Consider the following 25,190-nt stretch of genomic DNA (forward strand, 5'->3'; position numbering starts at 1 on the left):
TCGGGCCGATGGAGGCTCATCGGCTGGTGAGCGCCGTCTTGGTACTGAGGACTCCTTCGGAAGCACCCTCTCTTCAGGAATCAGCGATGCAGGTGGCTCAGGATCGCAACCCCTGGACCTACGAGCGATTCGTTGAGACATACTCGGCGACTCCTGAAGATATCGATGCCGTAGAGCACTTTGTTCGGTTCTTTGGCATGAGCGTCAAGGACACGAACCCCGTCCGCCGTACGATGACCATCGAGGGGACAGCCATCCAGATGGCTGAAGCCTTCGGCGCGGCATTCTTCGAATGTCGGGGGCCGGGCTCGTACTTCGTTGCGTACGATGACGATATGTCCCTTCCTGCGCACGTCGCCGGCATCATCATCTGCATCTTTGGGATAGGCGGTGCGAGGCTCGCGCTGCCAGCGCGAAGAGCTGGCCTCACCCGTGCGTTTAGTCAACCGCCGCTAGGCGCGGTCAAGGCGGCACTGCCAGTCATCGCCGGCTCGCAGGATGGACCGTGGAATAGCTACTTTCCGAGGCGCTTTGCTGAGTATTACCAGTTTCCTCTGGAGCTGACTGGGGAAGGAGTGACCGTGGGAATCCTTGAGCTCGGGGGCGGGTTCACCACGGACGACATGGAGCGCTTCTTCTCTGCCCAAGGTATGTCGATGCCGGAGATCGTCACGGTGGGTCCAAACGTGCCCGCTACGGGTGGCGACGCGTGGCTGAATTTCGAAGTGACGATGGATGTGCAGATTCTCGCCTCGTGCGCACCGGCGGCTCGCCACGTCGTGTACTTCTCTGACGCGAATTCGTCGGGCTGGATGACGAGCTACACCGTTTATGATCTCTTATGTATGTCCGTCTTCGATCGAGTTAACAAGCCCGCGGTCCTCTCCCTGAGCGCCGGTTTTCCTGAGCTGCTCTCTAGCGAAGGGATCACGATATGGACCAAACCCGAGATGAACGCCGTGGACGAGGTGCTGGCCAGCGCAGCGATTCTGGGAATCACTGTGTGTGTCGCCTCGGGGGACTCGGGATCCTTCTACCCCGTTGGACAGATGATGTTCTCTGCGCCTTCATTGCTCTACTTTCCGGGATCGAGCCCTTGGGCACTGTGCTGTGGGGGAACGACGCTCGGGATAGCCGGTGGGGAGGTGGTGGATGAGGTAGTCTGGAACCGATTGAGCGAGCTCGCGTACTTCGGCTTGGAGAGCCTCCCCACGCTGTCTAACCTGGGTTCCTCGACTGGAGGGGTGAGCGTGGTCTTCGAGATGCCTCCATGGCAGGCGCAAGCCGGAGTGCCCGAGAAGACGATGTTCGTTAGCCAAAATTTGGAATTTGGCGACTTTACATCGTTCAGGGGACGAGGTTGCCCAGACGTGGCCGCGAACGCGGATCTGTTGGTGGGGTACAAGGTGTTCATTCATGGCCGGTGGCGCTACGGCGGGGGTACCAGCGCCTCCTGCCCCTTCATTGCGTCGCTAATGGCCCTGATCTGCCAGGGTGTCAAACGAGAGCGGATCGGGTTCGTCAACGGTCACCTCTACCGGCTCCAGCTCGAATCCAAGCGGGAAGTCTTCCGTACCATCACCAAAGGCAACAACGGCGGGTACTCCGCTGCCGAAGGTAGGCCATGGAATGCGTGCACCGGCCTCGGCTCGCCCCGCGGAGCTGCTCTGCTCGCCGCGATGAAGGAGATCTACGGGCCCACCGGCGAGCACTAGGGCATCGGTCACGCTGATCGACCGAGAGATGACGCGCCAAGATACCAAGGACGCGACTATAGTTCTCTGTTCTCGGCGTCTTCTGCACCTCGGCGGTTCGAAATTCTGCGCTTTTCACGCAGTCTCAACCCGTTTGTCGCTCCAGGTCATCTTCGGGCAGGCGTGCAGACCGGCTTCGGCAGCGTGATCACAAACTCCGCATACTCCCCCTCCACGCTCTCCACCCGCATCGTCCCCTGGTGCCCCTGCACCACGATCTCCCGGCTCAAGGACAGCCCGAGCCCCGTCCCGTCCCCGGGCGGCTTCGTCGTGAAGAACGGCTCGAACATCCGCGCCGCGACCTTCTCCGGGATCCCCGTCCCGTTGTCGCGGATGCGCACCTCGACGTGATCGCCCCGGTCCGCCGTGCGGACGACGAGCTCCGGCGCGTAGCCGTCGCCGCGCTTGAGCTTCTTCTGTCGCATCGCATAGAGCGCGTTGGCGACGACGTTGACGAACACCCGCCCCATGTCGAGCCTCGCCATCTCCAGCGGGCCGATCGCTGGATCGTACGCCTCGACGACGCGCACATCGAGATCACCGCCCTGAGCCCCCGCGCGCGCGAGCCGCACGCTCTCGCCGACGACCGCGTTCAGGTCGGCCGGCGCGCGCTCGCCCGACGGGCGCCGGGCGTGCTGGAGCATCCCCTTGATGATCGCGTCCGCGCGCCGGCCATGCTCGGTGATCCGGGCCATGCTGTCGCGCAGGTGGGCCAGGTTCTCCTCGAGCTGCGCGAGCGCTCCAGCGTCGAGCCGGACCCCTTGCGCGCGTAGCTCCTCGCTCAGCTCCTGGGCCACCCCGGCGGCGATCTCCGCGAAATTGTTCATGAAATTCAACGGATTGCGGATCTCGTGCGCGATCCCCGCCACGACGCCGCTGAGCGACGCGAGCTTCGCGTCCAGCACGAGCTGCATGCGCTCCACCGTCTCGCGCTCGAGCCGCCGGTACAGCGAGGCGTTCTGAACGGCGACGGCCGCCTGGCTCGCGAACGCGACGAGGAACTCCAGATCCGGCTCGGTGAAGATGTGCGCCGCGTGGAGGTTGTCCACGTAAAGCACGCCGATCACGTCGTCCTTGGGCTTCAGCGGAACGCACATCGAGGCGCGGATCGACTGGGCGACGACGGAGCGCGCCGCCTCGAGGCGCGGGTCGAGGACGGCATCGGCGAAGAGCGCCGCCACGCTGTTGCGGAGCACGTAGTCGACGATGTTCTGGCTGTAGATCGGCTCATCGTGCGGCGCGGCGTGCGCCGTCTTCACGGCGCGCCGCTCGAGCCGGCCCGTCGCCTCGTTGATGAGCAGGATGACGCCGCGGTCCACGTTGAGGATCTGGAAGATCAGATCGAGGACCTTGTGGAGCAGGGTGTCGATGTCGTCGGAGACCGGGAGCAGCTTGGCGACCTCGATCAGGATCTGCAGCCGGTCCTCCGCGCTCGGCCTGCCGCCGGGCCTCGTGTCGCCCACGAGCTTACCGATCGATGTGTGCGTCAGGGGTCGGATCGCCTGCGGTCGGAGCAATGGCTCCGACGAGGTATCGGCGTCCGCCGTGAAGAGCAGGTCCAGGTCCCCGAGCGTGATCGTGTCGCCGCTCCGGATCGCCTTGCGCTGGACCCGCATGCCGTTGACGAACGTTCCATTCTTGCTCTGCAGGTCGACGATGAAGAACCTGCCCTCGGATTTCTCTATCCGCGCCTGGCTCCGCGACAGGCTCCTGTGCGGGATGCAGATCGCCTGATCTTCGGCGCGGCCGATGGTGACGGCGGCGTCTCCGAGGACGAAGACCTGCTCGTCAGGCGCACCGGGGTTGTAGATGAGCGTCGGCACAGCTCGACCTATCGCATGGTGGTTGTCGTGGCGATGGCCACGGTCGGCTCGCCGTCCGAGAGGAGGGCGGCCGCGCTGCGCCGTACCACGTTGAACACGTTCACGGGAGAGCCCCCCGGCACGAGGCACCTCCCGCCGACCTCCTCGAAGTCGAAGAGCGCCCGCGCGGCCTCACGGACCGGCGCATCGACGAGGATCTCCCCGGGCCGCGCCGCCCTGGCGAGGTGCGCGGCGGTGTTGACCGCCTCGCCGAGCACGGTGTAGTCGAGCCGGCCGTACGCCTGAGATCCGACGCTGCCGGAGAGGACCTGCCCCGTGGAGAGGCCGATGCATATCCCCTGCGTGTAGGGCGAGCTCTCGCCGGCTCGGCGCGCCACCGCGGCCATCTGCGCGCGGACGATCGCGCACGCGCTGAGCGCCCGGGGCAGGTGATCCGGCCCCTGGAACACCGCCATCACCGCGTCGCCGAGATACTTGTCCACGACACCCCCCTTCGCCATGAGCTCCGGGACGATCACCTCGAAATTGGCCCTGAGCAGCCGCATGGCCTCGCCGGGCGGCCTCTCCTTCGTGACCTGTGTGAACTGGAAGATGTCGATGAACGCCACTGTGGCCATGACCGCCTCGCTCGCGAGCGCGATCGCGGGGCCCATCTCCCGGATGCGCTCGACGACCGCGGCGCTCGTGAACTGCCGGAGGACCTTGTTTTCCTCGTCCGAACGGGCGTTCCTCCGCAGCTCCGCGACATGCCTTGCGGTCTTGTCGATGGTCGCCTCGAGATCGGTACAATGGATCGGCTTGAGCAGGAAATCGAACGCACCCTGGTTCATCGCGCTACGGATGTTGACCATGTCGCCATAAGCGGACACCATCACCGTCTTCGCGAACGGGTTCACCTCCGGGACGCGCCCGAGGAACGTGAGCCCATCCATCACGGGCATCTTGATGTCGGTCAAGATGACGTCGACGTCGGGGTGGCGCCGGAGCTCGTGGAGGGCGGCCTCGCCGTTGCCAGCGAAGATGAACTCGTAGATCCCGTCCCGGATCTTCTGCCGGAACTGCAGCTTCATCATGAGCGTCACGTCCGGCTCATCGTCGGCGACGAGGATCTTGGTCGGGCCGCTGCTGGCCTCGATCACGGCCGCGAACGCCGCGACGAGCTCGCGCGCGGACTGGAACCGCTGCGCTGGGTCCTTCGCCAGCGCGCGCTGGAAGAAGCCGTCAAAGCCGGGCTGCAGGCCGGGGGCGAGGCTCGACGGCGGCGGAAACGGATCGGTGCAGATGCTGATGAGCAGCTCGCCGATCCCGCGCGCCGCGAAGGGGAGCCGGCCCGTGAGCGCCCGGTAAGCGATGACGCCGAGCGACCAGAGATCGCTCCGATGATCCGGCTCGACCGCGCGCACCTGCTCGGGGCTCATGTACGCCGGTGTTCCGATCGCCCTGCCGCTCGATCTCTGCTGCGATTCGTCCGCTCCCTCGAAGAACGTCCACACCACGCCGAAATCGAGGAGCTTCACGCATTCACCGGGCTCCTTCCGGGCCATGAAGACGTTCGCCGGCTTGAGATCGCGGTGGACGATCCCCGCCGAGTTCGCCGCCTGGAGGCCAATGGCGATCTGCCGGAGCAAAGAGAGCGTGGCCGACGGCGAGAGCTGCCGCTCGCGGTTGAGCCTGTTCTCGAGGTCCTCCCCTTCGAGGAGCTCCATCACGATATAAGGGCAATCCTCGTCGATGCCGTAGTCGTGTATCTGTACGATGTGCTCGTTCCGGAGCCGAGCGATCGCCGTCGCCTCGCGCTGGAAGCGGCGTCGCGCGGTGTCGGACGTGACGTGCTCGGGCGTCATCACCTTGAGCGCCACGGCACGCCGGAGCACCTCGTCGAAGGCCTCCCAGATGACGCCCATCCCGCCGTGTCCGATCTGGCGCGTCAGCGTGTATTTCCGCGCGATCGTGCGGTTCGACATGGTCATCGCGATCCCGTCGTCACGACTCGGGCGGTCTGACCGCCGTACGGCAAAGCCCATGTTCTGGGCGACCGGTTCGCGCTCGAAGCGCGGGAGCTCGTCGGCAGCATCTCAGCCTCGTCCGTCGGGAGAATTAGCAAGAAGAGGGCCGCTTCACGCCCAGGACCTTCATGCGGTACGACAGGGTCCGCACCGGCATCCCGAGCCGCCGCGCCGCCTCGGCCCGGTTCCAGCCCGCGGCCTCGAGCGTGCTGTGGAGGAGCCTGGCCTCGTATTGCTGGACCATCCCGCGGGCCGGTGCCCCACCTTCCGCGGCCGCCTCCTCGGGCGCAGAGGGCGCCGACCACCGTGCCACCGGGTCGGGCGAGGAGGCGATTCGGTCACGGTCCGAGGCGCGCTGCGCGGCCGGAGCGCGGTCCGCGTCTTGCGCGCGCTCCGCCGCGCGCACCCGCGGCGGCAGGTCCGCCGTATCGACGATCGCCCCGCGCGCCACCACGACCGCCCGCTCGATCACGTTGCGCAGCTCGCGCACGTTGCCGGGCCACGCGTACGCGCCGAGCAGCGCAAGCGCCTCCCGGGCGATGCCCTCGACGCGGTGACCGTTGGCGTCGCTGGCCGTGCGCAGGAAGTGCCGCGCGAGCGGCTCGATCTCGTCCCTTCGGTCGCGCAGCGGCGGGATGTCGAGCACGACGCCGCCCAGCCGATAATACAGATCGGCCCGGAACGCGCCCGACGCGGCCATCGACTCCAGATCCCGGTGCGTCGCCGCGACGACGCGCACGTCGACCTCGATCTCGCGGCTCGATCCCACGCGGCTGAACGCCCCCACCTCGAGCACGCGGAGCAGCGCGGCCTGCGCGGCCGCGGGCAGCTCGCCGATCTCGTCCAGGAACACCGTGCCGCCGTCGGCCTCTTCGAATACGCCCTTCTGCTGCTGGAGGGCGCCGGTGAAGGCGCCGCGCTCGTGGCCGAAGAGGGTGCTCTCGACGAGATCCTTCGGGATCGCCCCGCAGTTGACGCGCACCATGCGCCGCCCGTTGCGCGGCCCGATCTCGTGGATCATCCGCGCGAGGACCTCTTTGCCCGTCCCCGTCTCGCCGTGCAGGATGACCGGAATGCGCGAGGCCGCCACGCGCCTCACCGTCTCGAGCAGCGCGCGCATCTGCTGGCCGGCGATGATCCCCCCGTCGGCCGGCTCCTCCCGCGCGAGCACCGTGGCCGCGGCCGGGCCGTGCGCCACCGGGCGCTCGGGCGAGGCGCGGCGGGCGGCCTCGCGCGCGCCCGCGAAGAGCTCGTCCGCGGTGCTGCCGCCGCCCGGATAGAGGGCGACGCCGACGAGCAACCGCGCGTCAGCGCCGATGGGGGCGGCGGCGATGGCCTGGGCGACCTGGCTCGCCTCCTCGGCGCCGGTCTCGGGCAGCAGCACCTGGGCAGCACACGTGCCATAGAGCGCCACGCGGTGCACCGGCTGGAGGCAGGCGCGCACGGCCCTGAGCCAGCCCTCGTCCGTGACCGCCGCGCCGACGCGCACGTGGAGGACGGCGAACGGGCGGCGAAAGTGTCGGGCGCGCGTGAGCTCGTCCTCCACGCGGCGCAGGAGCCTCTCCTCTCCCTCGAGATCGAGCGAGTCTCCCCGGGCGCCGAGCGCCTGCACCTGCAGCGCGACGCTGCCGAGCACGACCTCATCGCCGATCGAGATCCCGGCGCGCGAGACGCGGCGGCCATCGAGGAATGTTCCGTTCTTGGATCCCAGGTCATCGACCCACACCCGCCCGCTGGAGAGGAGAAAGCTGGCGTGCTCCCGCGACAGGGTACGATCGTCGATGCAGAGCGATGCAGGGAGGGCGCGCCCCACGACAAGCGGCGTGTCCGGCGAGAGAAAACGTCTCTCCGTCCTTCCGTCGTGGCGCCACACGAGCGCGATGCGCAGCGCCGCGCTCTGCTGCAACGCAGCGGTCGCCTCCTCATCCATCGTCCAGGTCTTTCCTGCGTCGTCCTGGACCGATTTGCTCGACCGCATGTACTACCCTCGCAGGTCTCTATATCAGGCTCGTACGACCGCTCCAAGGGGCACTACCGGGCTGATCCGCGGAGGCGTCCCCCGCCCGCTCCCTGCCAGGCCACCGCGCGCGGCAGTCCCTTGGGGGCGAAATTTTACCGATGCGCGGCCGGCCGAGACCTGGGAGCTCCGGCCCGCTGACGTGCCGGTCGAGCCGCGACGCGGGCGAACAGCAGGTGGGAAGACGAGCCCCCGCCGGCAATGTCTTGCCGGGGCGCTGCCCGACGGCGATCTCTTGCGGGCAATGTCTTGCCGAGGCGGTATCGGCGGTCGCAGCGCGCGCCCGAACCGGCCACGCGCTGCCCCCATTCGATCGGCTGATCCGCCCGGCCGAGCGCCCGGATCCCGGAGCACCCTGCTGGCACGCAGGCTGCAATCACAGTCGACCATCACGCGGGCCGCGAACAACGCGTCCAACGCATCGACCTGAGCAACCAATCCGGGAGGCGACCATGAACATCCAACGCGTCATCACCTCATTCCTCACTTCCAGCGCGCTCGGCATCATGCTGATCGCGGGCTGCAGCGCGCCGTCGGGCGAAGGCGACCCTGGAGAAGCGATCTCCGGCGACGAGATCGTCAACGATGCCCCGCAGGCGCTCAGCCCTGCCTGCGTCGCCGAGAACCTCGCGCTCGAGGCCGGCCCCATCTGGAGCAACGCCGACGCCCCGACAAAGTGCACAGGCGTCTGCGACGCCCAGAACATGGACTGGGGTGGACAGTGGTGGACGACGGTCTCGGGCGAGATGTCGGTCTGCGAATGCAGCCCGCGCCCTCCCGCGGTCGTGGAGGCAGGGCCCATCTGGAGCAACATCGATGCCCAGACCAAGTGTCCCGATACCTGTGCTGGGTTCGACAGCGCCACGGCGTGGAACGGGCAATGGTGGACGACGGTCTGGGGCGAGATGTCCGTCTGCGAATGCGCCTATGCGCCGCCGGCCAGGGTGTCGCTGGAGGCCGGGCCCATCTGGAACAACGGCGACGCGGCCGGCAAATGCGCGGCCGCCTGCGGCGATACCCGCGCCTGGGATGGGGAGTGGACGACGACGGTCTGGGGCGAGATGTCGGTCTGCGGCTGCGCTTGCGCGCCCTGAGCTCGCGACGAGCCGCTGGGCGGTCGCGACGTCAGCGGGGCGCTCAGGGGCTCGATGCCTGGTTCTCGATCATCTTCTGAAGGGTCGCGGCGATCTCGACGAGATCCGCGTCTGCGCCGCCCGCGTTCGCGGCGAGGACCGTCTCGCGGGCGGCCGTGAGCGCGGCCGCGCGCCCGGCGGCGTCGAGCTCGACGAGCTGCTTGAGGGCCTCGGCATACGCGACGATCGCCGCCGCCTTCGTGAGGTTGCCGTCGTCGATCCCGAGCCCGCCCAGCGTGGTTTGCTGCACGGCCTCCCTGGCCTCGCCGGTCTCCGCGTCGCGCCAGGTGACGCGGACCCGGTAGGGGTCGTTCGCGCTCGGCAGCGACGGGTCGCACGGGCGGAGGATCTGATACAGCATCATCGAGTCGTTCGGGGCGAGGTGCTGCGTGCGCACCTTGGCCGGATCGGGCGAGTATTCCTCACCGTAGAACTTCTGGATCGCGAAGTACGGCGGGAGCGTCAGCTCGATGCGCACGTCGCGCGCGGCGACCAGCAGGGTCTCGTCGAACCGGTCGACGAACACGCGCTTCGCCTCGTCGGCGCTGTCGAGATAGACATACGCGCCGCGGCCGGCGTCGGTGACGACGTCCATGAGGGTGTCGTTCACGCCGTCGCCGACGCCGACGCCGACGAGGTAGATGCCCTCTCCGTCCGCGTCCTCGGCGTTCTCGCCGATGAGCTGCTCCTCGGTCACCCCGGCGTTCGCCTGTCCATCGCTGATCAGCACGACGCGGTTGATGCCGCCCTCGCTCCTGTGCGCGTTGGCGAGCGCGTAGCCCGCCGCGAGGCCGCTGTTCAGATCGGTGCCGCCGTCGGCGTCGATCGAGCTCGCGAGATCGAGCAGGATGGGGTCGTCCGGGCCCGAGACGACGTGGCCCGCGAGCACGGCGCTCTGCCCGGTGTTCCACGTGACGGCGTTCACGATATCGCCCTCGACGAGCGCCGACGCGATCGCCCGGATGGCCGACCTCTCGAGCTCCATCGGCGTGCCCGACATCGAGCCTGAGGTGTCGAGCACGAGCGTGATCGTCATGGGCTTGCGCTGGGCGGGCGCGGGGCTCGACTGCACCGCGATCTGGAGCGCCAGGTCGCCCGTGAGCACGCAGGAGCCGAGCTGCGACACGATAGAGAGCTCTCCCGCTTCGGCCGGAGCGAACGAGTAGCGGTAGTAGTTGAGGAACTCGTGCGTCCGGACGACATACGGGGCGACCTCGGCCGCGCCCATCTCGATCTGACGGCGGACGATGACCGGGGAGGCCATCGAGTTGGAGTCGTCGGACGAGAGGTAGAGCGTGAGCGGCGTCGCCAGGTCGACCCCCGCGCACGAGGCGCCGCTGGCCTGCGGCGTGAGCCGGGGCCCGGCTTCCCCGGAGCTGCGGGCTCCCGCGTCCGTCGTCGCTCCGCCGCCGGCGGCCGCGCCGCCGCTGCCCTCGTCGCCGCACCCTCCGCCGGCGCCGCCGCCGGTCCCGCCGGCGCCGCCTTCGCCGCACCCGCTCTCGCCGCCGGCGCCGCTGCCGCCGGCGCCGCTGCCCCCGACGCCGGCGCCGCTGCCCCCGACGCCGGCGCCGCCCGCGCTCCCTCCCGCGCCGGGCTCGCTCGTGTCGCCGTTGGGCCCCACGCCGGCGCCCGACGAGCCCGTCCCCACGCTGGCGCCCGACGAGCCCGTGCCCGCGCCGATGCCGCCTATTCCGGGGCGGCCGCCGGTGCCGTCCCCCTCGCGGGTCGCGCCGCCGCCGCAGATCGCCGCCGGCGCCTCGCCAAGAAGGAGCGGCTCGTGCGGCGGTGGCGTGCCGCTCGACGAGGAGCAGGCGATCGACAGAGAAGCCGGGACGATGAGCGCAAGCGCCCTACGCTGAAACTGTGCCATGAACACCTCCACGAGCGGCCCGCCCTCGCACCGGGGATGCCACGCAAATCGTGAATCATTCCCGGCGCTGGACGCTGAATTGTGCCGCGATGGACGCTCAGTATGGCTCGGTGTGGCTTCGTGTGTGCCAGTGTGCGATGGTCGCGGGCGACGCGCCGGAGAGGGGGGCCGGCGCACGCTCACGGCGTGGAGCCCGGCGCGGCCTGACGGGGGTCGCGTCGTGTCATTTCGCAGGCAGACCTGTAAACGGGCGGGCACCCGTCGTGTCATCTGGCAGGCGGCGTGAACCTGCGGATACAGGCGATCGGTGCGCCAGGAACGCCGCCTGGGCCGTGTTCACCGAGCAATCATCGTCCCTGGGGGACGCGAGTCCTGCTCACGCGTGCCTCCGGTACGCCCACGTCACGGCGCCCCGGCCGCCGCCTGGTCGGCCGGCACGAGGAAGTCGCGAACGACGCCCATGTGCTGCATCGAGGTGGCGCCGCTGTCCGTCGCGAGGGCCGGGCTGAGCTCCTCGATGGGCGCGTAGACGCGCGTGTCCGCCACGAGGCCGTCGGGGAAGCGACTCTCGCCGATCACGACGGCGGTCTCGAGCGGCTCCAGATCGTCGTCGACGAGCACCCAGTCGTACGGCCTGTTCCGGCCGGCGTTCGTGTCCGTGTCTCCGTTCCTGTCGGCGGGGTAGGGCCCGGACGTGACGACGACCTCCGCGAGCGTCGTGATGCACGGCTCGCTCCGCTCGTTTGTGTTGAAGTCGCCGCCGACGACCAGGTAGTCGCCCTCGGGGACGATGTCCTGGAGGGTCGCGACGAGCTGCCGCGCCTCGGCCTCGCGCGTGCTCGCGCTTCGGGTGAGGAAGTGGACGCTGACGGCCCAGAGGTCGATCGGGCCGGGGATGTCGATGCGCGCCCAGGCGAAATCGCGGTTGCCCACCTCGCCGTCGTCCCACTCGCCGGCCTCGAGGATCGGATAGCGGCTGATGATCCCGTTCGGGATCTGCGCGCCCTCCTCGATGTAGTAGCTGAACGAGGTGCCGAAGGTGTCGTCCACGAAGGCGCGGAGCTGGTCCGCGCCGTTGTTGCCGTAGTTGAACTCCTGCATCAGGACGATATCCGGTCCGATGCCCTGCATGATGCGCTGGCCGTGGCCGGGGTCGTAGCTCTGGCGATTGCCGCTCGTGAGGTTCGCGGCCATGAGCCGGAGGCGCACCGTCGGGGGCGTCTCGCCGTCGCCGCCGCCGTCGCCCCCGGCGCCGCCCTCGCCGTCACCGCCGCCCTGGCCGCCGGCGCCGCCTTGGCCGCCGCCGGCACCGATGTCGCCACCGCCGTGACCACCGCCCCCGGCGCCGCCCTCGCCACCGTTGCCGCCGACGCCCTCGCCACCGCCGTGACCACCGGCGCCGCCGACGCCCTCGCCACCGCCGTGGCCACCGCTGCCGCCGACGCCTCCCTCGCCGCCAGCGCCACCAGCGCCACCCGCGCCGCCGATGCCGCCAGCGCCCCCGGCGCCGCCGATGCCGCCTGCGCCGCCCTCGCCGCCGATGCCGCCGTCGCCCCCGGCGCCGCCACGGCCGCCCTCGCCCCCGGCATGGCCGCCGCCTCCCTCCTCAGCGCCTCCCTGCCCGCCGCCTCCTGCGCCGGAGGATGTCGAGGACGCCAGGCCCTCCTCGCCCGCCGGCGGCGGGTCGGATCGGCACGCCGCTCCGGAGAGCGCGGACAGCAGCAATGCCCATCGCAGGATCCTGCGCCCCACGGCGATGGAAGACGACACGCGCATCTCGTTGCACCGGACCTTTCCTTGTTGCTTCATGACAGCATGGACGAGGTCGCGCCACGGGCCATGAGCGCCCGCCAGGCACGATCGTCGGCGCCCACAGATACCCTGGCGGGCCGGGCGCTGTCACCGGCGGTCGCGGACCTGCGCCGGCTCGACGCAGGTCCTGCGCCGCGCGGCCGGCTCAGGGCGAGCCGGTGTACTTGAACTCGAGGATGGCCCCCGGGTTCTCCAGCGCAGTCGTGGCGCCGCCGGTCGGTCCGCTCGTGTTCCCGGCCGTGTCCGTGATGATGTAGAGCGTCTTGCGGTCGGGGCTCATCGCGAGGTCGCGGTAGCGGTTCGTCGTCTGGAGCTGGACGATCGGCTCGCCGACCACCGACTTCCCGTTCGCGCTCAGCTTCACCTGGTACAGCGCGCCCTTCTTGAGCGCCGTCATCAGGAGCGTGTTGTCCCACCCCGGGATGCCGTGCCCGGCGGGGTAGTAGTGGAGCGAGGAGGGCGCGATCGTCGGCCAGCAGATGTACTGGAGGAACCCGCACGACCAATCGAAGAAATTGTAGTCGTCGGGGACGGTGAAGAAGGTTTGGATCGGCTCCTTGAAGGGCTGGCTGAACGCGCTCTCCTCCTGCTGCGGGACGGAGGGAGGGGCCCCGAAGTCGTTCCAGGGGAGCGACTCGCAGGAGTCCGGGCTCGAGGCCGACCAGTTGTCGTACGTGTAGGCCTGGTCGTCCTGGTAGCCCGCGACGTGGGGCCAGCCGTAGTTCGTGCCGGGCTCGATGAAGTTCAGCTCGTCGTCGGTCTTCGGCCCGTGCTCGTTCGCGTAGAGCTTGTTTCCCCGGCCGAACGTGAGGCCCTGCGGGTTGCGGTGTCCGTAGGAATACACATGGCTGCGGACCCCGTCGATCACCGGGTTGTCCTTCGGGATCGAGCCGTCGAGGTTCATGCGCAGGATCTTGCCCTGGTACGTCTGCCAGTCCTGCGCCGCGACCTGGGCCGCCGTGGGCAGCTCCTGCGCGCGGATCGGGAGGCACTTCCTGCCGAACTGGTTGTTGCCCTGATCCCCGATGGTGTAATAGATCCTGTAATCGGGGCCGATCAGGATCCGCGCCGAGTTGTGATCGTCGCTCCCCGGAAGGCCCGTGATGACATCGAACGGGTTCCCCAGCGTCTCGGTCGCCGGGTCGTACGTGTAGCGGCGGATCTTCGTCCTGCGTTCCACGCCCTCGCCGGGATCGATGTCGTAGGTGTACGAGACGTACACGTAGTCTCTCCCCATGCCCTTGAACATGTCCGGGTGGAGGGCCAGGCCCAGCACGCCGTCCTGTCCACCCGACTGGAACGCCTCCGTGATCGTGATCGCGGGCTTCAGCAGGCCGTCCTCCGGCCGCACGCGCACGACCCGCTTTGCCGTGCGCTCGGTCAACCACAGGTGGTCGTCCGGTCCCCAGACGATCCGCATCGGGTACGCGAGGTTCCTCGTGATCTCGCGCGAGGCGAAGGTGGCTTCCGCGGGGGCCTCCCCGCCGCCGCCACCGGGCTCGCCGACGACGACGGCCTGGCCGTCGGCTTCGATCGGAGCGTCCAGATCCCCCGCATGGCCGCATCCGATGAGACTCCACGAAGCCGCGGTGAGCAAACCAACCTGAGCAAGGGTGACGGTTGAACCGCGTGAGATGAGTGAAGACATAGAACTACCTCTCTGCTTCTTTCAGGCAATGGCGCTGCCCGAATCCTGCCGCCAAGGGCGCGGCGGACTACATGGAAGAGCTTCAACGTGAAACCAGGGACCACACGGCTCCCGGTAAGGCGTGTTCCGGTTAGGGTAAGGTCTTAACTATAGCAAGCGCCCGCGACCCCCGTGCTGTCAAGTTTAATCTGCGTCGCAGCACGAATGACACCGCAAGAAAGCAGCGAAGTATCAACCGCTCTGGCACGGGCGTTGCGGCGACTGGGACAAGCCGCCAAGCGTCATGACCGAGTTGCTCCCGCGTCATGCCCGCGCGTCAGGCGCGGGCAGCCAGGCGCGTTGGGCGGCCGCGGTCCACGCAAAAGGCCGGCCACGCGAAGCTGCGCCGCTCGCGATCTGTCGCGTGACACTCGTGCGCTTGAGCGCCGCGCCCTGGAGTCGATCGGCGCGTGGCGCTTGACGGAGCAGCATGTCGTCAGGGCGCGCTTATTCTGCGCCACCGGGACGCCGGCGGCGGGGCTGCGATCGCGCTGGCGCGAACGGCGAGGCGAATCCGGGATGTCAAGGTGAGCTCGCCGTGGCAGTCGAGGAGAACAGGACATCTCCGAGCGTCTCCTCTTCCCGGACGTCTCCGAGCGTCTCCTCTTCCCGGGAGCTCAGGCGGGGAACGCGAGAGGGGCTGTTGCCGAGGCGTGGTGAGCGCCGTGGGCCATCTCGCGAATCGAGCGTGCCCCGCGCCGGCGCAAGGTGGCCAGGCGTGTCCATGACGCGAGGTCCGCGAGGCAGCCGTCACCCACGCTGGCAGCGCTTGCCGGCGGCGGCGCGAGCATGGGATGGGGCCAGACCAGCGGGCACGGGGCGCGGCGCGACCGGCCCGGGGGGGGCCGCGGTCGCGGGCGGCGGGGCAGGGGAGGCGCGGCGCCTCCTCGGCTACCGCGCCTTCTCCGACAGGCCGAGCTTCTCCAGCGAGCGCGGGGTCCCGAAGCCGGGCCCGCCGATCACGGACTCGATCCGCTGATACTCGTTCTCCCGCCCCGCGGAGCGCGCGGCGTCGAGGAGGACGTCGTTGCGGTAGAGCGTCAACGTCAGCCCCGCCACGATCGACAGCGCCACCGTCACGCGCTGCGCGCGCCCGGTGCCGCGCGCGCGCGGCCCCGTCCTGATCGTGTCGTGCTGCGACGTCGGCAGCACCTGCGGCGCCGGCGCCATCACGTCCGGCAGCGCCAGCGGCGCCATCCTCTGCGGCGCCGGCGTCAGGGCGTCCGGCAGCACCATCGTCGCCAGCATCTGCGGCTGCGGCGGCGGCGGGGTGGGCCGGGACGCCGCGAGCACCGCCGCCGGCGGGGCGGCCACCTCGGTCCGCGTCACGATGTTCGTGAAGCTGTCCACCGGTCCGAGCAGCGCGGAGGCTGACAGGCTCGTCACGACGGGCGTCGGATCATCGGAATCCATGGCCCGCGGGATCACCGGGCCCGGCCGACCGGCCCCCGGCCGACCCGGGGCCCGCGGCGGCTCCGGCGTCTCCGGCTCGAGGCCGGCCACGATGCCGAGCGGCTGCCAGGTCGCCATTCCGGGCCGCCAGATCTTCGTCGACTCGTCGATGAGGTCGAGGCGGAACAGATCGTCGAGCTTGTCCAACGTGAGCACCTTGATGTCGTCTGGCGCGATCGCGACGTGCCAGAGCGTCTCGCGCTCATCGGTCGCCGGAACGGGCGGCGCAGCGCGCCTGGCCGGAAGGGGCGGCGGTTTCATACAAAGTCCTCCCTTGCGAGGCGGAGGATGCCACGACACGAGCGCACCTGTACACACCGACATGAGACGCGCCGGTCTTTCGAGGAGGTACGGATTTTTGCAGCGCCTGACGCGCGATCCGTTGCGCTGGCGAGATCCTCGCCAGGTAGGTATTCTCGCCCGCGGCGGGGCGGAGCATGGAGGCGTTCATGAGCACGAGGGGTGAGGGGATCGCGGCCGGCAACAGCGCTGGACCCTCCAGCTTCTCGCGCTGGATCCGGGTGGTGCCGGCGCTCCTCATCATCGGGGGCGCGACGTTCGTGGCGGCCTATTACGTTCCGCTGCGCCGCGCGCACATGCTCCTGATTCAGGAGCAGCAGCGGTCCAACGAGAAAGGCCGAGAGCTCGAACAGACACTGAGCCAGGTGCGCGGTGAGCTCCAGGCGAAGGCCGCCGAGGTCGACAGGCTCGAAGCCGAGCGGCAGCAGGCGGCGGCCGCGAAGCGATCGGGGGTCGAGCGGGTCGAGCAGCTGAAGACCGATCTTGCGGGGAAGCTGGACAAGCAGATCAAGAAAGGGGTCGCCGCGATCGCGGCCGCGGACGGCCACGTGTTCGTCGCGCTCTCCGAGAGCGCGGTGTTCCTCCCCAGCACGGTCGACGTGAGCCCGCAGGGCCAGGGCCTCCTGTGCCAGGTATCGGGCGCGCTGTCCTCGATCGCCGGCCAGGCGCCGCTGCGCGTCGGCGCGGTCAGCGGTCCTCCGGACTCGGTGCCGCCGGCCTTGCACGCCGCCTATCCGACGCCGTGGGAGCTCTCCGCGGTCCGGGCGGCGACCGTGGCGCAGACCCTCCAGGACAAGTGCGCGGTGGCGGGGGCCCGGCTGTCGGCGGTCGGGCACGCCGAGCACGACCCCGCGGCCGCCGCGCTCGGGGAGACGAAGCTGCCGGCGGGGCGTGTCGAGATCTCGATCGCGCTGCCGGGCGCGTCTCCCGCGCAGAAGTGAGAGCCGCGCGGGCGCTCGACGCGCGCGCAGGATGAACCGATTCAGCGCCGCGCGGCCCGCGCCTGCGGGGTGCGGAGCCGCGCGGCGCCCGGCGTCACCGCCCGGTGATCCAGTAATGGAAGGCGTGGAATCCGGCGCCGCGCCGCAGGGTGATCGCGATCGGGGTCGGGCCCGAGAGGCGCGCGACGGGCAGGGGCAGCGCGCGCTCGACCCAGGGGCCGCCTGGCACATCGACGGTCCCGACCTCCTCGCCTGCCACGGAGACCGCGAGCTCGGCGCGCTCGTCCGCGGCGACGCGGAGCACGAGGCGCGCCTCGGACGCGGGCGCGACGAGGTGGACGACGAAGCGGTCGGCGGTCCGGTGGTACCGCCCGCCGTCGGCGATCTCCGGCCGCGTGGGGTCGGGCTCTCCGGGCGCGCTGCTCTCGGGCGCCTCGAGCGCGATGGCCGCGTTGCGAAGGTCCGCGAGCGGCTCGAGCGCGTAGGCGTGGGCGGCCTCGGACTCGAGGTCCGAGACGTCGAGCTCGTCGAGGATCCGCTCGCCGGGCACGGCCCGCACGGGCAGCGCCCCGGAGCCGAGGAGGTCCCAGCGCGCCTCGTAGGCCACCATGGTGGTGCCGCCGAGGATCGCCTGGTCCTCGACGGTGGCCGCCGTGAGCTCGCGGCCGAGCACCGGCGGGCACGCCATCCAGTGCGGGTAGACGATGAAGTGCGTCGGCCGTCGTTCCGGGGGCAGCTTCTCGTAGTGCTCGAACCTGGAGCCCGCGCCCGCGACCCAGTAGCGCGCCTCGCCCTCGGTCGTCAGGCCCACGACGTCGAAGGTCTTGCGGCCGCTGACGTAGGCGAGCGCGCCGGTGTCGTTCACGCCGATCCTGGCGTCCTCGGGCAGGTGCTGCGCGGCCCAGCGGCCGAGCCGGACCTGCTGCCGATCGATGGCGCGCGCGGAGTTGGCGAGGTCGTCGATGGCCCACGGGAGCCGCGCGGCGAGGGCGCCAGCGAAAGCGCCCGCGAGGAGCGGCGTCACGTGGTGGATCGGGCGCCGGAGCCGCCGGGCGGCGTCGCCGAGCTCGCGCGCGAGGCACGCGGCCATGACGATCCACGCCGGGGCGAACGGCCAGACGTAGCGCACGCGGTTCCAGAGGAAGCTCAGGTAGGTGCAGGGCAGCGCCGCGCCGAGCGCGAGGGCGACGACGACGGCGGCGTGCACGGGGCGGCGCCTGCGGTGCGCCGCCACGAAGAGCGCGACGGCGCCGAGGGCGATGACGGCGGCGGAGCCCTCGGGGAGGAAGACGGCCGTCCACTGGCCGCCGTCGAGCACGTCGGTGACGAGCAGCCGGAGGTTGTCGAGGATGGCCGCCCGCAGCGTCGGGCCGTCGTAGCTGGGGTTGCCGATCAGCCATTTGACGGCGGTCGTCGACGAGGTCGCGTGGCCCGCGAGGAGCTGGTTCAGCGCGGGGACGACGAACGGGCCGAGGAGCGGGACGACGGCGAGCAGGCGCCCGGCGAGGAGGCGGGAGGCGGCCGCTCGGGCGCGGAGCGGCGGGCGCGACGGATCGGCCGCGGCGGGGGGCGCCGGGCGCGGCGCCGAGGTGGCGAGCGCGAGCGCGGCGAGCAAGGAGGCGAGCGCGCCCTCGGGGCGGAACAGGGGCGCAGCGAAGCCGGCGACGGCGAGGGCGCGGGCGACGGCGGCGGGGGTCGGCTGCGCGGGGGCGGCGCTGTCGCCGGCGGGCTCCGGCGGTGCGGGCTCGCAGAGGGTGGCGGCGAGGCGGGCCGTGCGGGTGAGGATCCAGGCGAACGCGACCGTCTCCATCCCGCTCCAGGCGAACCAGGCGAACGCCGCGAACCCGGCGCACATCGCGCCCGCGCCGGCGGCGGCCGCGGGGCCGGCGAGGGGTCGCGCGAGGCGCGCGGTCTCGACGGCGAGCGCCGCGTGGAACACGAGCCCGAGCGCCCACACGGCGTGGATGAGCGAGAGGTCGCGCAGCCCGAGCGCGTGGAAGGGGGCGAGCAGCACGGGCCAGAGAAAGCTGGTGGCGCCGGTCGAGTACCCCTCGCCGGCGACGAAGCTGAAGAAGCCCCCCTCCGCGAGCCGGCGGGCGTACTGCATGTGGATGAACGCGTCGTCGAGCGGCACGGCCGGGTTCCCCGCCTGCGCGAGGACCGCCCGGATGCACAGCGCGCCGAGGGCGCCGCTGGCGACGAGCGCGGGCGCGTAGGGGGCGGCGCGCGCGGCGAGGGCGCGCAGCGGCGAGGGGGCAGCAGGGGAGGGCGCGGGCGCGACCGGAGCGGGCGGCACGGCGGGCGCGACCGGGGCGGGCGGCGCGGAGGGCGCGACCGGGGCGGGCGGCGCGGAGGGCGCGGCCGCGGCGGGCGGCGCGGAGGGCGCCGCCGCGGCGGGCGGCGCGGAGGGCGCCGCCGCGGAGGGCGCGGCCGCCAGACCTGCGGCGCTGGAGCGCGCTGCCGCAGGGGCCGCGCCGCCAGCGCCCGCGTCGCCGGGCTGCGACGCTGGATGCGCTGCGCCGTGATCACCTTCCGCCATGGCGCCCGACGAATACCACCACCCCGCCCGGGGGCCCCGATTTCCCGCGCGTGGACGGCCGGCATTTGGTAGAGCGCCGGGGCTCCATGGTCTTCCAGCCGCGCCCGAACCACCCCTACGCCGACGCGCCTCGCTTCCCCGACGGCGACGACGTGTCCATCGACGACCTGCTCCCCGGCGCCGGTCCCGTCGAGATCGAGATCGGCCCCGGCCGCGGCGGCTTCCTCTTCGAGCGCGCCGCGGCGAGCCCCGAGGCGCGGCTGCTCGGGCTGGAGATCCGCCTGAAGTGGTCGGCCATCGTCGACGAGCGCCTGCGCAAAGGCGGGCTCGGCGGCCGCGTGCGGGCGCTCAACGCCGACGCCCGCGAGGCGCTCGCGCGGCTCCGGCCCGACGCCTCGATCTCCCGGTTCTTCCTGCACTTCCCGGATCCGTGGTGGAAGAAGCGCCACACGAAGCGCCTCGTGATGGGCCCGGCGCTCCTCGACAGCCTCGCGCGCCTGCTCGTGGACGGCGGCGAGCTCTTCGTCCAGACCGACGTCGAGGAGCGCGCCGCGCTGTACGCCGAGCAGATCGGCGCGCACGCCGCGTTCGAGCCCGCCGGCGACGCCCCCGGCTCGCCGCACCTCGGCGAGAACCCCTACGGCGCCCGGAGCCCCCGCGAGCACCACGCGATCGCCGACGGGCTGCCCGTGAACCGGCTGCTCTACCGGCGCCGCCCGCGCGCCGGCGGCGCGCCGCCGGACACTGGTGCGCCGCCGGACACTGGCGCGCCGCCGGACACTGGCGCGCCGCCGGACAACGGATAGGCTTGCTCGCGCGGTGGCCTGACGAAGCACGCGGGACAGGCCGCCCGGTCAGGAGGTCAGCCATGAAACAACCGATCCGGAGCACGATGCAGGCCATTGCGCTCGACCGGTTCGGCGGTCCCGAGGCGCTCGCGCTCCGGACGCTCCCCGTGCCGGCCCTCGGGCCGGGCGATGTCCTGCTTCGCGTCGAGGTCGCGGGCGTTGGCGAGTGGGATCCGTTCGAACGCGAGGGGGGATATGCGCGGATGCTCGGGCGCGAGCCGCGGTTTCCGTATGTGCTCGGCTCCGAGGGCGCGGGGAGGGTCGCCGCGGTGGGCGAGCAAGTCGGCCGCTTCCGCGAGGGCGACCGGGTGTACGCCCTTGGCTTCCTCAACCCCAGCGGCGGATTTTACGCCGAGTACGTCGCGGTGAGCGCCGACCTTGTCGCGTCGATCCCTGGCGCGCTCACGGTAGAACAGGCGGGGGTGATGGGTGGGGTCGGGATCACCGCGCTGCGCGGTCTGGACGACACGCTGGCCCTGAAGCCGGGCGAGTCGGTGATGATCTTCGGAGCGAGCGGCGGCGTCGGGCACATGGCGGTGCAGCTCGCCCGGCGGATGGGCGCCCGGGTGCTCGCGGTGGCCTCGGGCGCCGACGGCGTCGCGCTGGTCGAGCGGCTGGGCGCCGATGCGGCCGTCGACGGCCGCAAGGACGACGTGCTGGCGGCCGCCCGTGCGTTCGCGCCCGGCGGGCTCGACGCTGTCCTGCTCACCGCCGGGGGCGAGGCGGCCGAGCGGGCGCTCGGCGCCGTGCGCGATGGCGGGCGTGTGGCGCATCCGGGCGGCGTCCAGCCCGAGCCCGAGGGCCGCCCGGCCGTCGTGTGCCGCAGCTACAACGGCGAGCCGGACGCGGAGATCATCGCGCGGCTGAATCGCCTCATCGAGCGCGGCCCGTTCGATGTCCACATCGCCCGCACGTTCCCCCTCGCCGAGGCGGCCGAGGCCCACCGCGCGCTCGGCGGCCACTACCTCGGCAAGCTCGCCCTGCGGGTGGACTGACCTGGCGGCGCTGCGCGGGAGCGGCGCCGCCGGCGCACTCTCCGTGATATGATCTGACGGTTTGCTGGCGGACGCCGCATCGCGGCCGGCACCGCTGCTTCGTCTCCACGACGAAGCCTCACCACGATCTGTGGCCCCAAGCCGACAGGATCCGTACGCTCGTCGACATCGCGAGGTATCTTAAGCAGACGTCGATCGCTGTGGCCAGATTGTATCTCCGCGATTCCATGGTGGGAATGCGCAGGTGCGCCGGAATCCTGCGGTGACGATCGAAGCGTGAATTCGTGGTGCTCGTGTCGGCAAAGACGAAAGGGGGCCCTCGTCGATTTTTTTCGAAACGAGATGATTGTGATGCGCGTAAGTCGCGAGCTGCGGTGGTCTCGAGGTGTTGCCGGGGCAACCCAGCGACCGGGGCATTTTCTGCACCTCCGCACCTCTGTCGGCAGATGGGCTGCGCGTGTGGCCGGGAACGTCCCATCGTGGGGAGGAGCGCACGGGAGATGGAGCGTCCGCCCTGGCAGCGCGTGCGTATGGCCTTCATTTCCGGATCGGCCTGCTCTTCCCTCACCATGAGAGGGAGTGGGACCGCATGGTCCGCGGCAAGGTCCAGCTCTCCGCGCTCCATCACCTGGTCGAGGAGCTCGCGCGGCTGCTCGCGGAGGTACGGCGCGCGGCGAGCGCGCGCGTCCCGGTGCGATCTCAACCGCGCGCCGGCAGGGCCGTGCGCGCCAGGGAGCCACGGACATCCAGACGTCGGGATGTCCGTGGTCAGACGTCTGACCGTCCGTGGTCAGACGTCTGGCCGTCCATGGTCAGACGTCTGGCCGTCCGGTGGCCAGACGTCTCGCCACAGGCGCCAGGACGTGCCCTTCACCCTCCGCCAGGGTAGCTTCGTGCCCCCGGAGGCGCCTCCTCGTGTCTCCCGCCTCTTGACGCTCCGGGAAAACGAGAACTCCGGACCTCGCATGCGCCCCGCCTGGTTACCCCGCGCCGCCCTGATCCTGTCGATGGTCCTCTGGGGCTCCTCGTTCGCCGCCCAGAAGTACGCATTGCTCGCCTTCTCGCCCATGGCCATGAACTTCGGCCGCATGGCCGTGGCGAGCGCCTGCTTCGTCTTCCTGCTCCGCGAGCTCAGGGGCGTCCGCCGGCTCTACCGCCCTGGCGACTGGTGGAGGCTGCTGCTGCTCGCGCTGTTCGAGCCGTGCCTCTACTTCGTCTTCGAGGCGTGGGCGCTCACGAAGACGAGCGCCTCGCAGGCCGGCATGATCGTGGCCATGATGCCGCTCCTCATCGCCCTCTCCGCGCGGCTCATCCTGAAGGAAACGCTGGCCCCACGCGTGCTCCCAGGGTTCGTCGTCTGCATCGTCGGAGCGCTCTGGCTCTCGGCCGCGGGACAGGCCACCGGGCTCGCGCCCAACCCCGCGCTGGGCAACTTCCTCGAGCTCGTCGCCGTGGCCTTCGCCACCGGATACACGATCTCGAGCAGGCGGCTCGCCCCGCGTTATCCGCCGCTCTTCTTGACCGCGGTGCAGGCGCTCGTCGGCGCCTTCTTCTTCCTGCCCCTCATGCTGATCACGGCCGGCCCGCGCCTCTCCGATCTGTCCCTCGCCAACAGGCCGCTTCAGGCGGTGCTCTACCTCGGCGTGTTCGTGTCGCTGGGCGCCTACGCCCTCTACAATTACGCGCTGAGCAAGGTGCCCGCGGTCCACGCGGCGCCCCTCATCAACCTCATTCCGGTCTTCTCCCTCTTCGTGGGGCGCGTCTTCCTCGGCGAGCAGCTCACCCCCGGCCAGTACGCCGCCTCTTGCCTCGTCCTCGGCGGCGTCCTCATCAGCCAGAGCGCCCCGAAGGGCGCCGCGACCCCGTCGTCCGGCAGCGCGTGATGCGGCGTCTCCCGCGCGGCTCGTCGGTGGATGCCTCCCCGCGTTCCTCGGGCGCGATCGCCGGCGCCCGACGGTGACGGATGGACGCCATCGCGCCCTTGCATCGCGCGCGCTACGCCGCGGACTGACCTTCTCCGCACGATCCAGGCCACGAGCGGGCAGCGCGCTCGACGAAGCCCGTGCGCCACATCCTCCCACCTGATCAAGAATTCGCCATCACCGCGGCGTCCGCTCGCATGACAACCGGTGTCGGCGTGTCATCTTGCCTCACCGCGAAGGGCGCGCGTCTCTGCGTGTAAAATTCCAGTGAAGCTTTGACGGTGTAAAAATTCAGTGGAGCTTTACAATTTATGAGGAGGACGCCTCTGTGAGAGCTCGAGCTTTGTTGACGGGGTTGCTCCTCGTCGTGGGCTGCAACGGCGAGATCGGCGACATCGAAACGACGCCTGGAGGCGCCGCGCCGTTCCCCGATGGGGCGGCGCCGCTCCCCGGGCCCGTCAGCAGACCACCCGTGCTATCCGAGTGTACCCACGTCGGGAGCGGCAGGGATTACCAGGTCGGCCCCGGCAAGGAGTTCGAGGCGATCGGCGATGTGCCGCTCGAGTCGCTCGTCGCCGGCGACACCGTGCGCATCTTCTGGCGCCCCGAGGCGTACCACGAGAAGATCATGCTCGGAGGGCAGGGGACGGCGGAGCAGCCGATCCGCCTCTGCGGCGTCCGGGGGCCGGGCGGCGAGCTGCCGGTGATCGACGGCGAGGGCGCCACCACCCGGCCCGAGCTCGATTTCCCGTTCGACGGCCACCAGGTGCGGGGGCTCGTCGTCATCGGGCACAAGCACGACGACCCGTACGATCTCCAGCCCAGCCACATCACCATCGAGGGGCTCGAGATAAGGAACGCGTCTCCGCCCCACCGCTTCACCGACAAGGCGGGCGCGGTGACGCCCTACGCGCGCAACGCCGCCGGCATCTTCGTCGAGCGCGGAGAGCACGTGACGATCCGCGGCTGCGACGTACACGAGAACGCCAACGGCCTCTTCATCGGCACGGGCGGCGCGGAGATCCGCACGACGGACGTGCTCATCGAGTCGAACTACGTCCACGACAACGGCAGCCCGACCGATTACAACGAGCACAACGTCTACAACGAGGCGTCGAACGTCATTTACCAGTTCAACCGCTTCGGCCCCACGCGCAACGGACAGGGCAACAACATCAAGGAGCGCTCGGCCGGCGTCGTGATCCGGTACAACTGGATCGAGGATGGCGCCCACCTGATCGACCTCGTGGACGCGCAGGAGGCGACCGACTCGGTCGGCATGCCGTCGTTCCACGAGACCTTCATTTACGGCAACGTGCTCCTGCGCACCGGCTACGGGCCCTCGATGGTCCATTACGGCGGGGACAGCGGGCAGACCGAGTATTACAGGAAGGGCACGCTCCACTTCTTCGCCAACACCGTCTTCGTCGACAACACGACGTACCAGGACTACGAGCGCTCCGCGGTGTTCGAGGCGTCCACCAACGACGAGCGGATCGACGCCCGGAACAACGTGTTCGCGAGCAGCCAGGAGCCCACGTCCATCCGCGCGATCACCTTCCTCGGGGACCGCGACAACGTGGCCGCCGGGACGCTCCGCCTCGCCGGAAACTGGATCATGAAGGGCTGGACGGCGTTCGACCCGGTGCCCGGCGCGCGGCTGCTCGGGAAGGTGGAGGGCCTCGACAGCTCGATCATCGGCCTCGATCCGGCGTTCGTCTCGGCGGAAGACCACGATTTCGTCCCGGCCACCGGCGGTCCGCTCGTTGGCGCCGGGGCTTCGCTCGACGGCCTCCCGGCGGTCGAGCACCAGTATGCGCCCCACATGGATGCCAGGCCGCGCAACGACGGCCCGAAGCTCACGATCGGCGCATTCGGGCTGTGACCTTGACAGCGACGGACGCGCGGCCACGCATCGCGCGCGGCCCTGCGCCCGGCGCCAGGACCGCCGCGCAGGCCGGGGACGAGCGCGTCGCCGGCCCGCCCGCCGCGGCGGTCCGCGCCTCGTAAAGCGGCTCGCAACCATAGAAGTTACGGCCACTTGCGCGCAGCGCCGCGCCCGCCCGTGACGGGCTCGGGTGCTGTCGTGTT

At 70.7% G+C, this 25,190-nt stretch carries 15 protein-coding genes; 7 read left to right on the forward strand and 8 right to left on the reverse strand.

Translation table 11 applies throughout. The features are described from left to right. Positions 1-8 precede the first annotated feature (8 nt). On the forward strand, positions 9-1,715 hold the full coding sequence (locus WMF24_RS04395; protein WP_437735085.1) for a S53 family peptidase: 1,707 nt from the start codon (positions 9-11) through the stop codon (positions 1,713-1,715). Positions 1,716-1,861: 146 nt separating this feature from the next. On the opposite strand, the gene WMF24_RS04400 is transcribed toward WMF24_RS04395, so the two are convergent. From WMF24_RS04400 to WMF24_RS04410, 3 genes are all read right to left on the reverse strand, one after another. Next, a complete protein-coding gene (locus WMF24_RS04400) occupies positions 1,862-3,577 on the reverse strand; it encodes an ATP-binding protein (RefSeq protein WP_437735086.1) in 1,716 nt (571 codons plus the stop codon). Between the two features lie 8 nt (positions 3,578-3,585). After that, positions 3,586-5,541 (reverse strand): protein kinase domain-containing protein, encoded by a 1,956-nt coding sequence (locus WMF24_RS04405; RefSeq protein WP_437738762.1) that lies wholly within the window; start codon positions 5,539-5,541, stop codon positions 3,586-3,588. A 133-nt stretch (positions 5,542-5,674) separates the two neighbouring features. Next, positions 5,675-7,561 (reverse strand): sigma 54-interacting transcriptional regulator, encoded by a 1,887-nt coding sequence (locus tag WMF24_RS04410; RefSeq protein ID WP_437735087.1) that lies wholly within the window; start codon positions 7,559-7,561, stop codon positions 5,675-5,677. Between the two features lie 491 nt (positions 7,562-8,052). On the opposite strand from WMF24_RS04410, the gene WMF24_RS04415 reads away from it, so the two are divergent. Beyond that, positions 8,053-8,694 (forward strand): mannan-binding lectin, encoded by a 642-nt coding sequence (locus WMF24_RS04415; RefSeq protein ID WP_437735088.1) that lies wholly within the window; start codon positions 8,053-8,055, stop codon positions 8,692-8,694. A gap of 43 nt (positions 8,695-8,737) precedes the next feature. Here WMF24_RS04415 and WMF24_RS04420 read toward each other — a convergent pair whose 3' ends face one another. The 4 genes from WMF24_RS04420 to WMF24_RS04435 form a co-directional block, all read right to left on the reverse strand. Beyond that, positions 8,738-10,381 (reverse strand): vWA domain-containing protein, encoded by a 1,644-nt coding sequence (locus tag WMF24_RS04420; protein ID WP_437735089.1) that lies wholly within the window; start codon positions 10,379-10,381, stop codon positions 8,738-8,740. A gap of 624 nt (positions 10,382-11,005) precedes the next feature. Next, complete coding sequence (locus WMF24_RS04425) at positions 11,006-12,412, reverse strand: endonuclease/exonuclease/phosphatase family protein (RefSeq protein ID WP_437735090.1); 1,407 nt, start codon at positions 12,410-12,412, stop codon at positions 11,006-11,008. A 148-nt stretch (positions 12,413-12,560) separates the two neighbouring features. Next, on the reverse strand, positions 12,561-14,012 hold the full coding sequence (locus WMF24_RS04430) for a glucose/sorbosone family PQQ-dependent dehydrogenase (RefSeq protein WP_437735091.1): 1,452 nt from the start codon (positions 14,010-14,012) through the stop codon (positions 12,561-12,563). A 981-nt stretch (positions 14,013-14,993) separates the two neighbouring features. Continuing rightward, on the reverse strand, positions 14,994-15,815 hold the full coding sequence (locus tag WMF24_RS04435; RefSeq protein WP_437735092.1) for a DUF4339 domain-containing protein: 822 nt from the start codon (positions 15,813-15,815) through the stop codon (positions 14,994-14,996). Positions 15,816-16,003: 188 nt separating this feature from the next. Here WMF24_RS04435 and WMF24_RS04440 point away from each other — a divergent pair, with 188 nt between their 5' ends. After that, a complete protein-coding gene (locus WMF24_RS04440) occupies positions 16,004-16,795 on the forward strand; it encodes an OmpA/MotB family protein (protein ID WP_437735093.1) in 792 nt (263 codons plus the stop codon). A gap of 94 nt (positions 16,796-16,889) precedes the next feature. On the opposite strand, the gene WMF24_RS04445 is transcribed toward WMF24_RS04440, so the two are convergent. Then, positions 16,890-19,334 (reverse strand): hypothetical protein, encoded by a 2,445-nt coding sequence (locus WMF24_RS04445; protein ID WP_437735094.1) that lies wholly within the window; start codon positions 19,332-19,334, stop codon positions 16,890-16,892. An 86-nt stretch (positions 19,335-19,420) separates the two neighbouring features. Here WMF24_RS04445 and trmB point away from each other — a divergent pair, with 86 nt between their 5' ends. The 4 genes from trmB to WMF24_RS04465 all read left to right on the forward strand — a co-directional run bounded on the left by trmB (position 19,421) and on the right by WMF24_RS04465 (position 24,984). Then, positions 19,421-20,140 carry a tRNA (guanine(46)-N(7))-methyltransferase TrmB gene (gene trmB, locus WMF24_RS04450; protein WP_437735095.1) on the forward strand — a complete coding sequence of 240 codons (720 nt, stop codon included), beginning with the start codon at positions 19,421-19,423 and terminating at the stop codon, positions 20,138-20,140. 62 nt (positions 20,141-20,202) lie between these two features. Next, positions 20,203-21,177 carry a quinone oxidoreductase family protein gene (locus WMF24_RS04455; protein WP_437735096.1) on the forward strand — a complete coding sequence of 325 codons (975 nt, stop codon included), beginning with the start codon at positions 20,203-20,205 and terminating at the stop codon, positions 21,175-21,177. A gap of 965 nt (positions 21,178-22,142) precedes the next feature. Continuing rightward, complete coding sequence (locus WMF24_RS04460; protein WP_437735097.1) at positions 22,143-23,060, forward strand: DMT family transporter; 918 nt, start codon at positions 22,143-22,145, stop codon at positions 23,058-23,060. 385 nt (positions 23,061-23,445) lie between these two features. Next, positions 23,446-24,984 (forward strand): right-handed parallel beta-helix repeat-containing protein, encoded by a 1,539-nt coding sequence (locus WMF24_RS04465; protein WP_437735098.1) that lies wholly within the window; start codon positions 23,446-23,448, stop codon positions 24,982-24,984. Positions 24,985-25,190: the final 206 nt, after the last annotated feature.

This window comes from Sorangium sp. So ce1335 (assembly GCF_051521615.1).
Classification (GTDB): Bacteria; Myxococcota_A; Polyangia; order Polyangiales; family Polyangiaceae; genus Sorangium.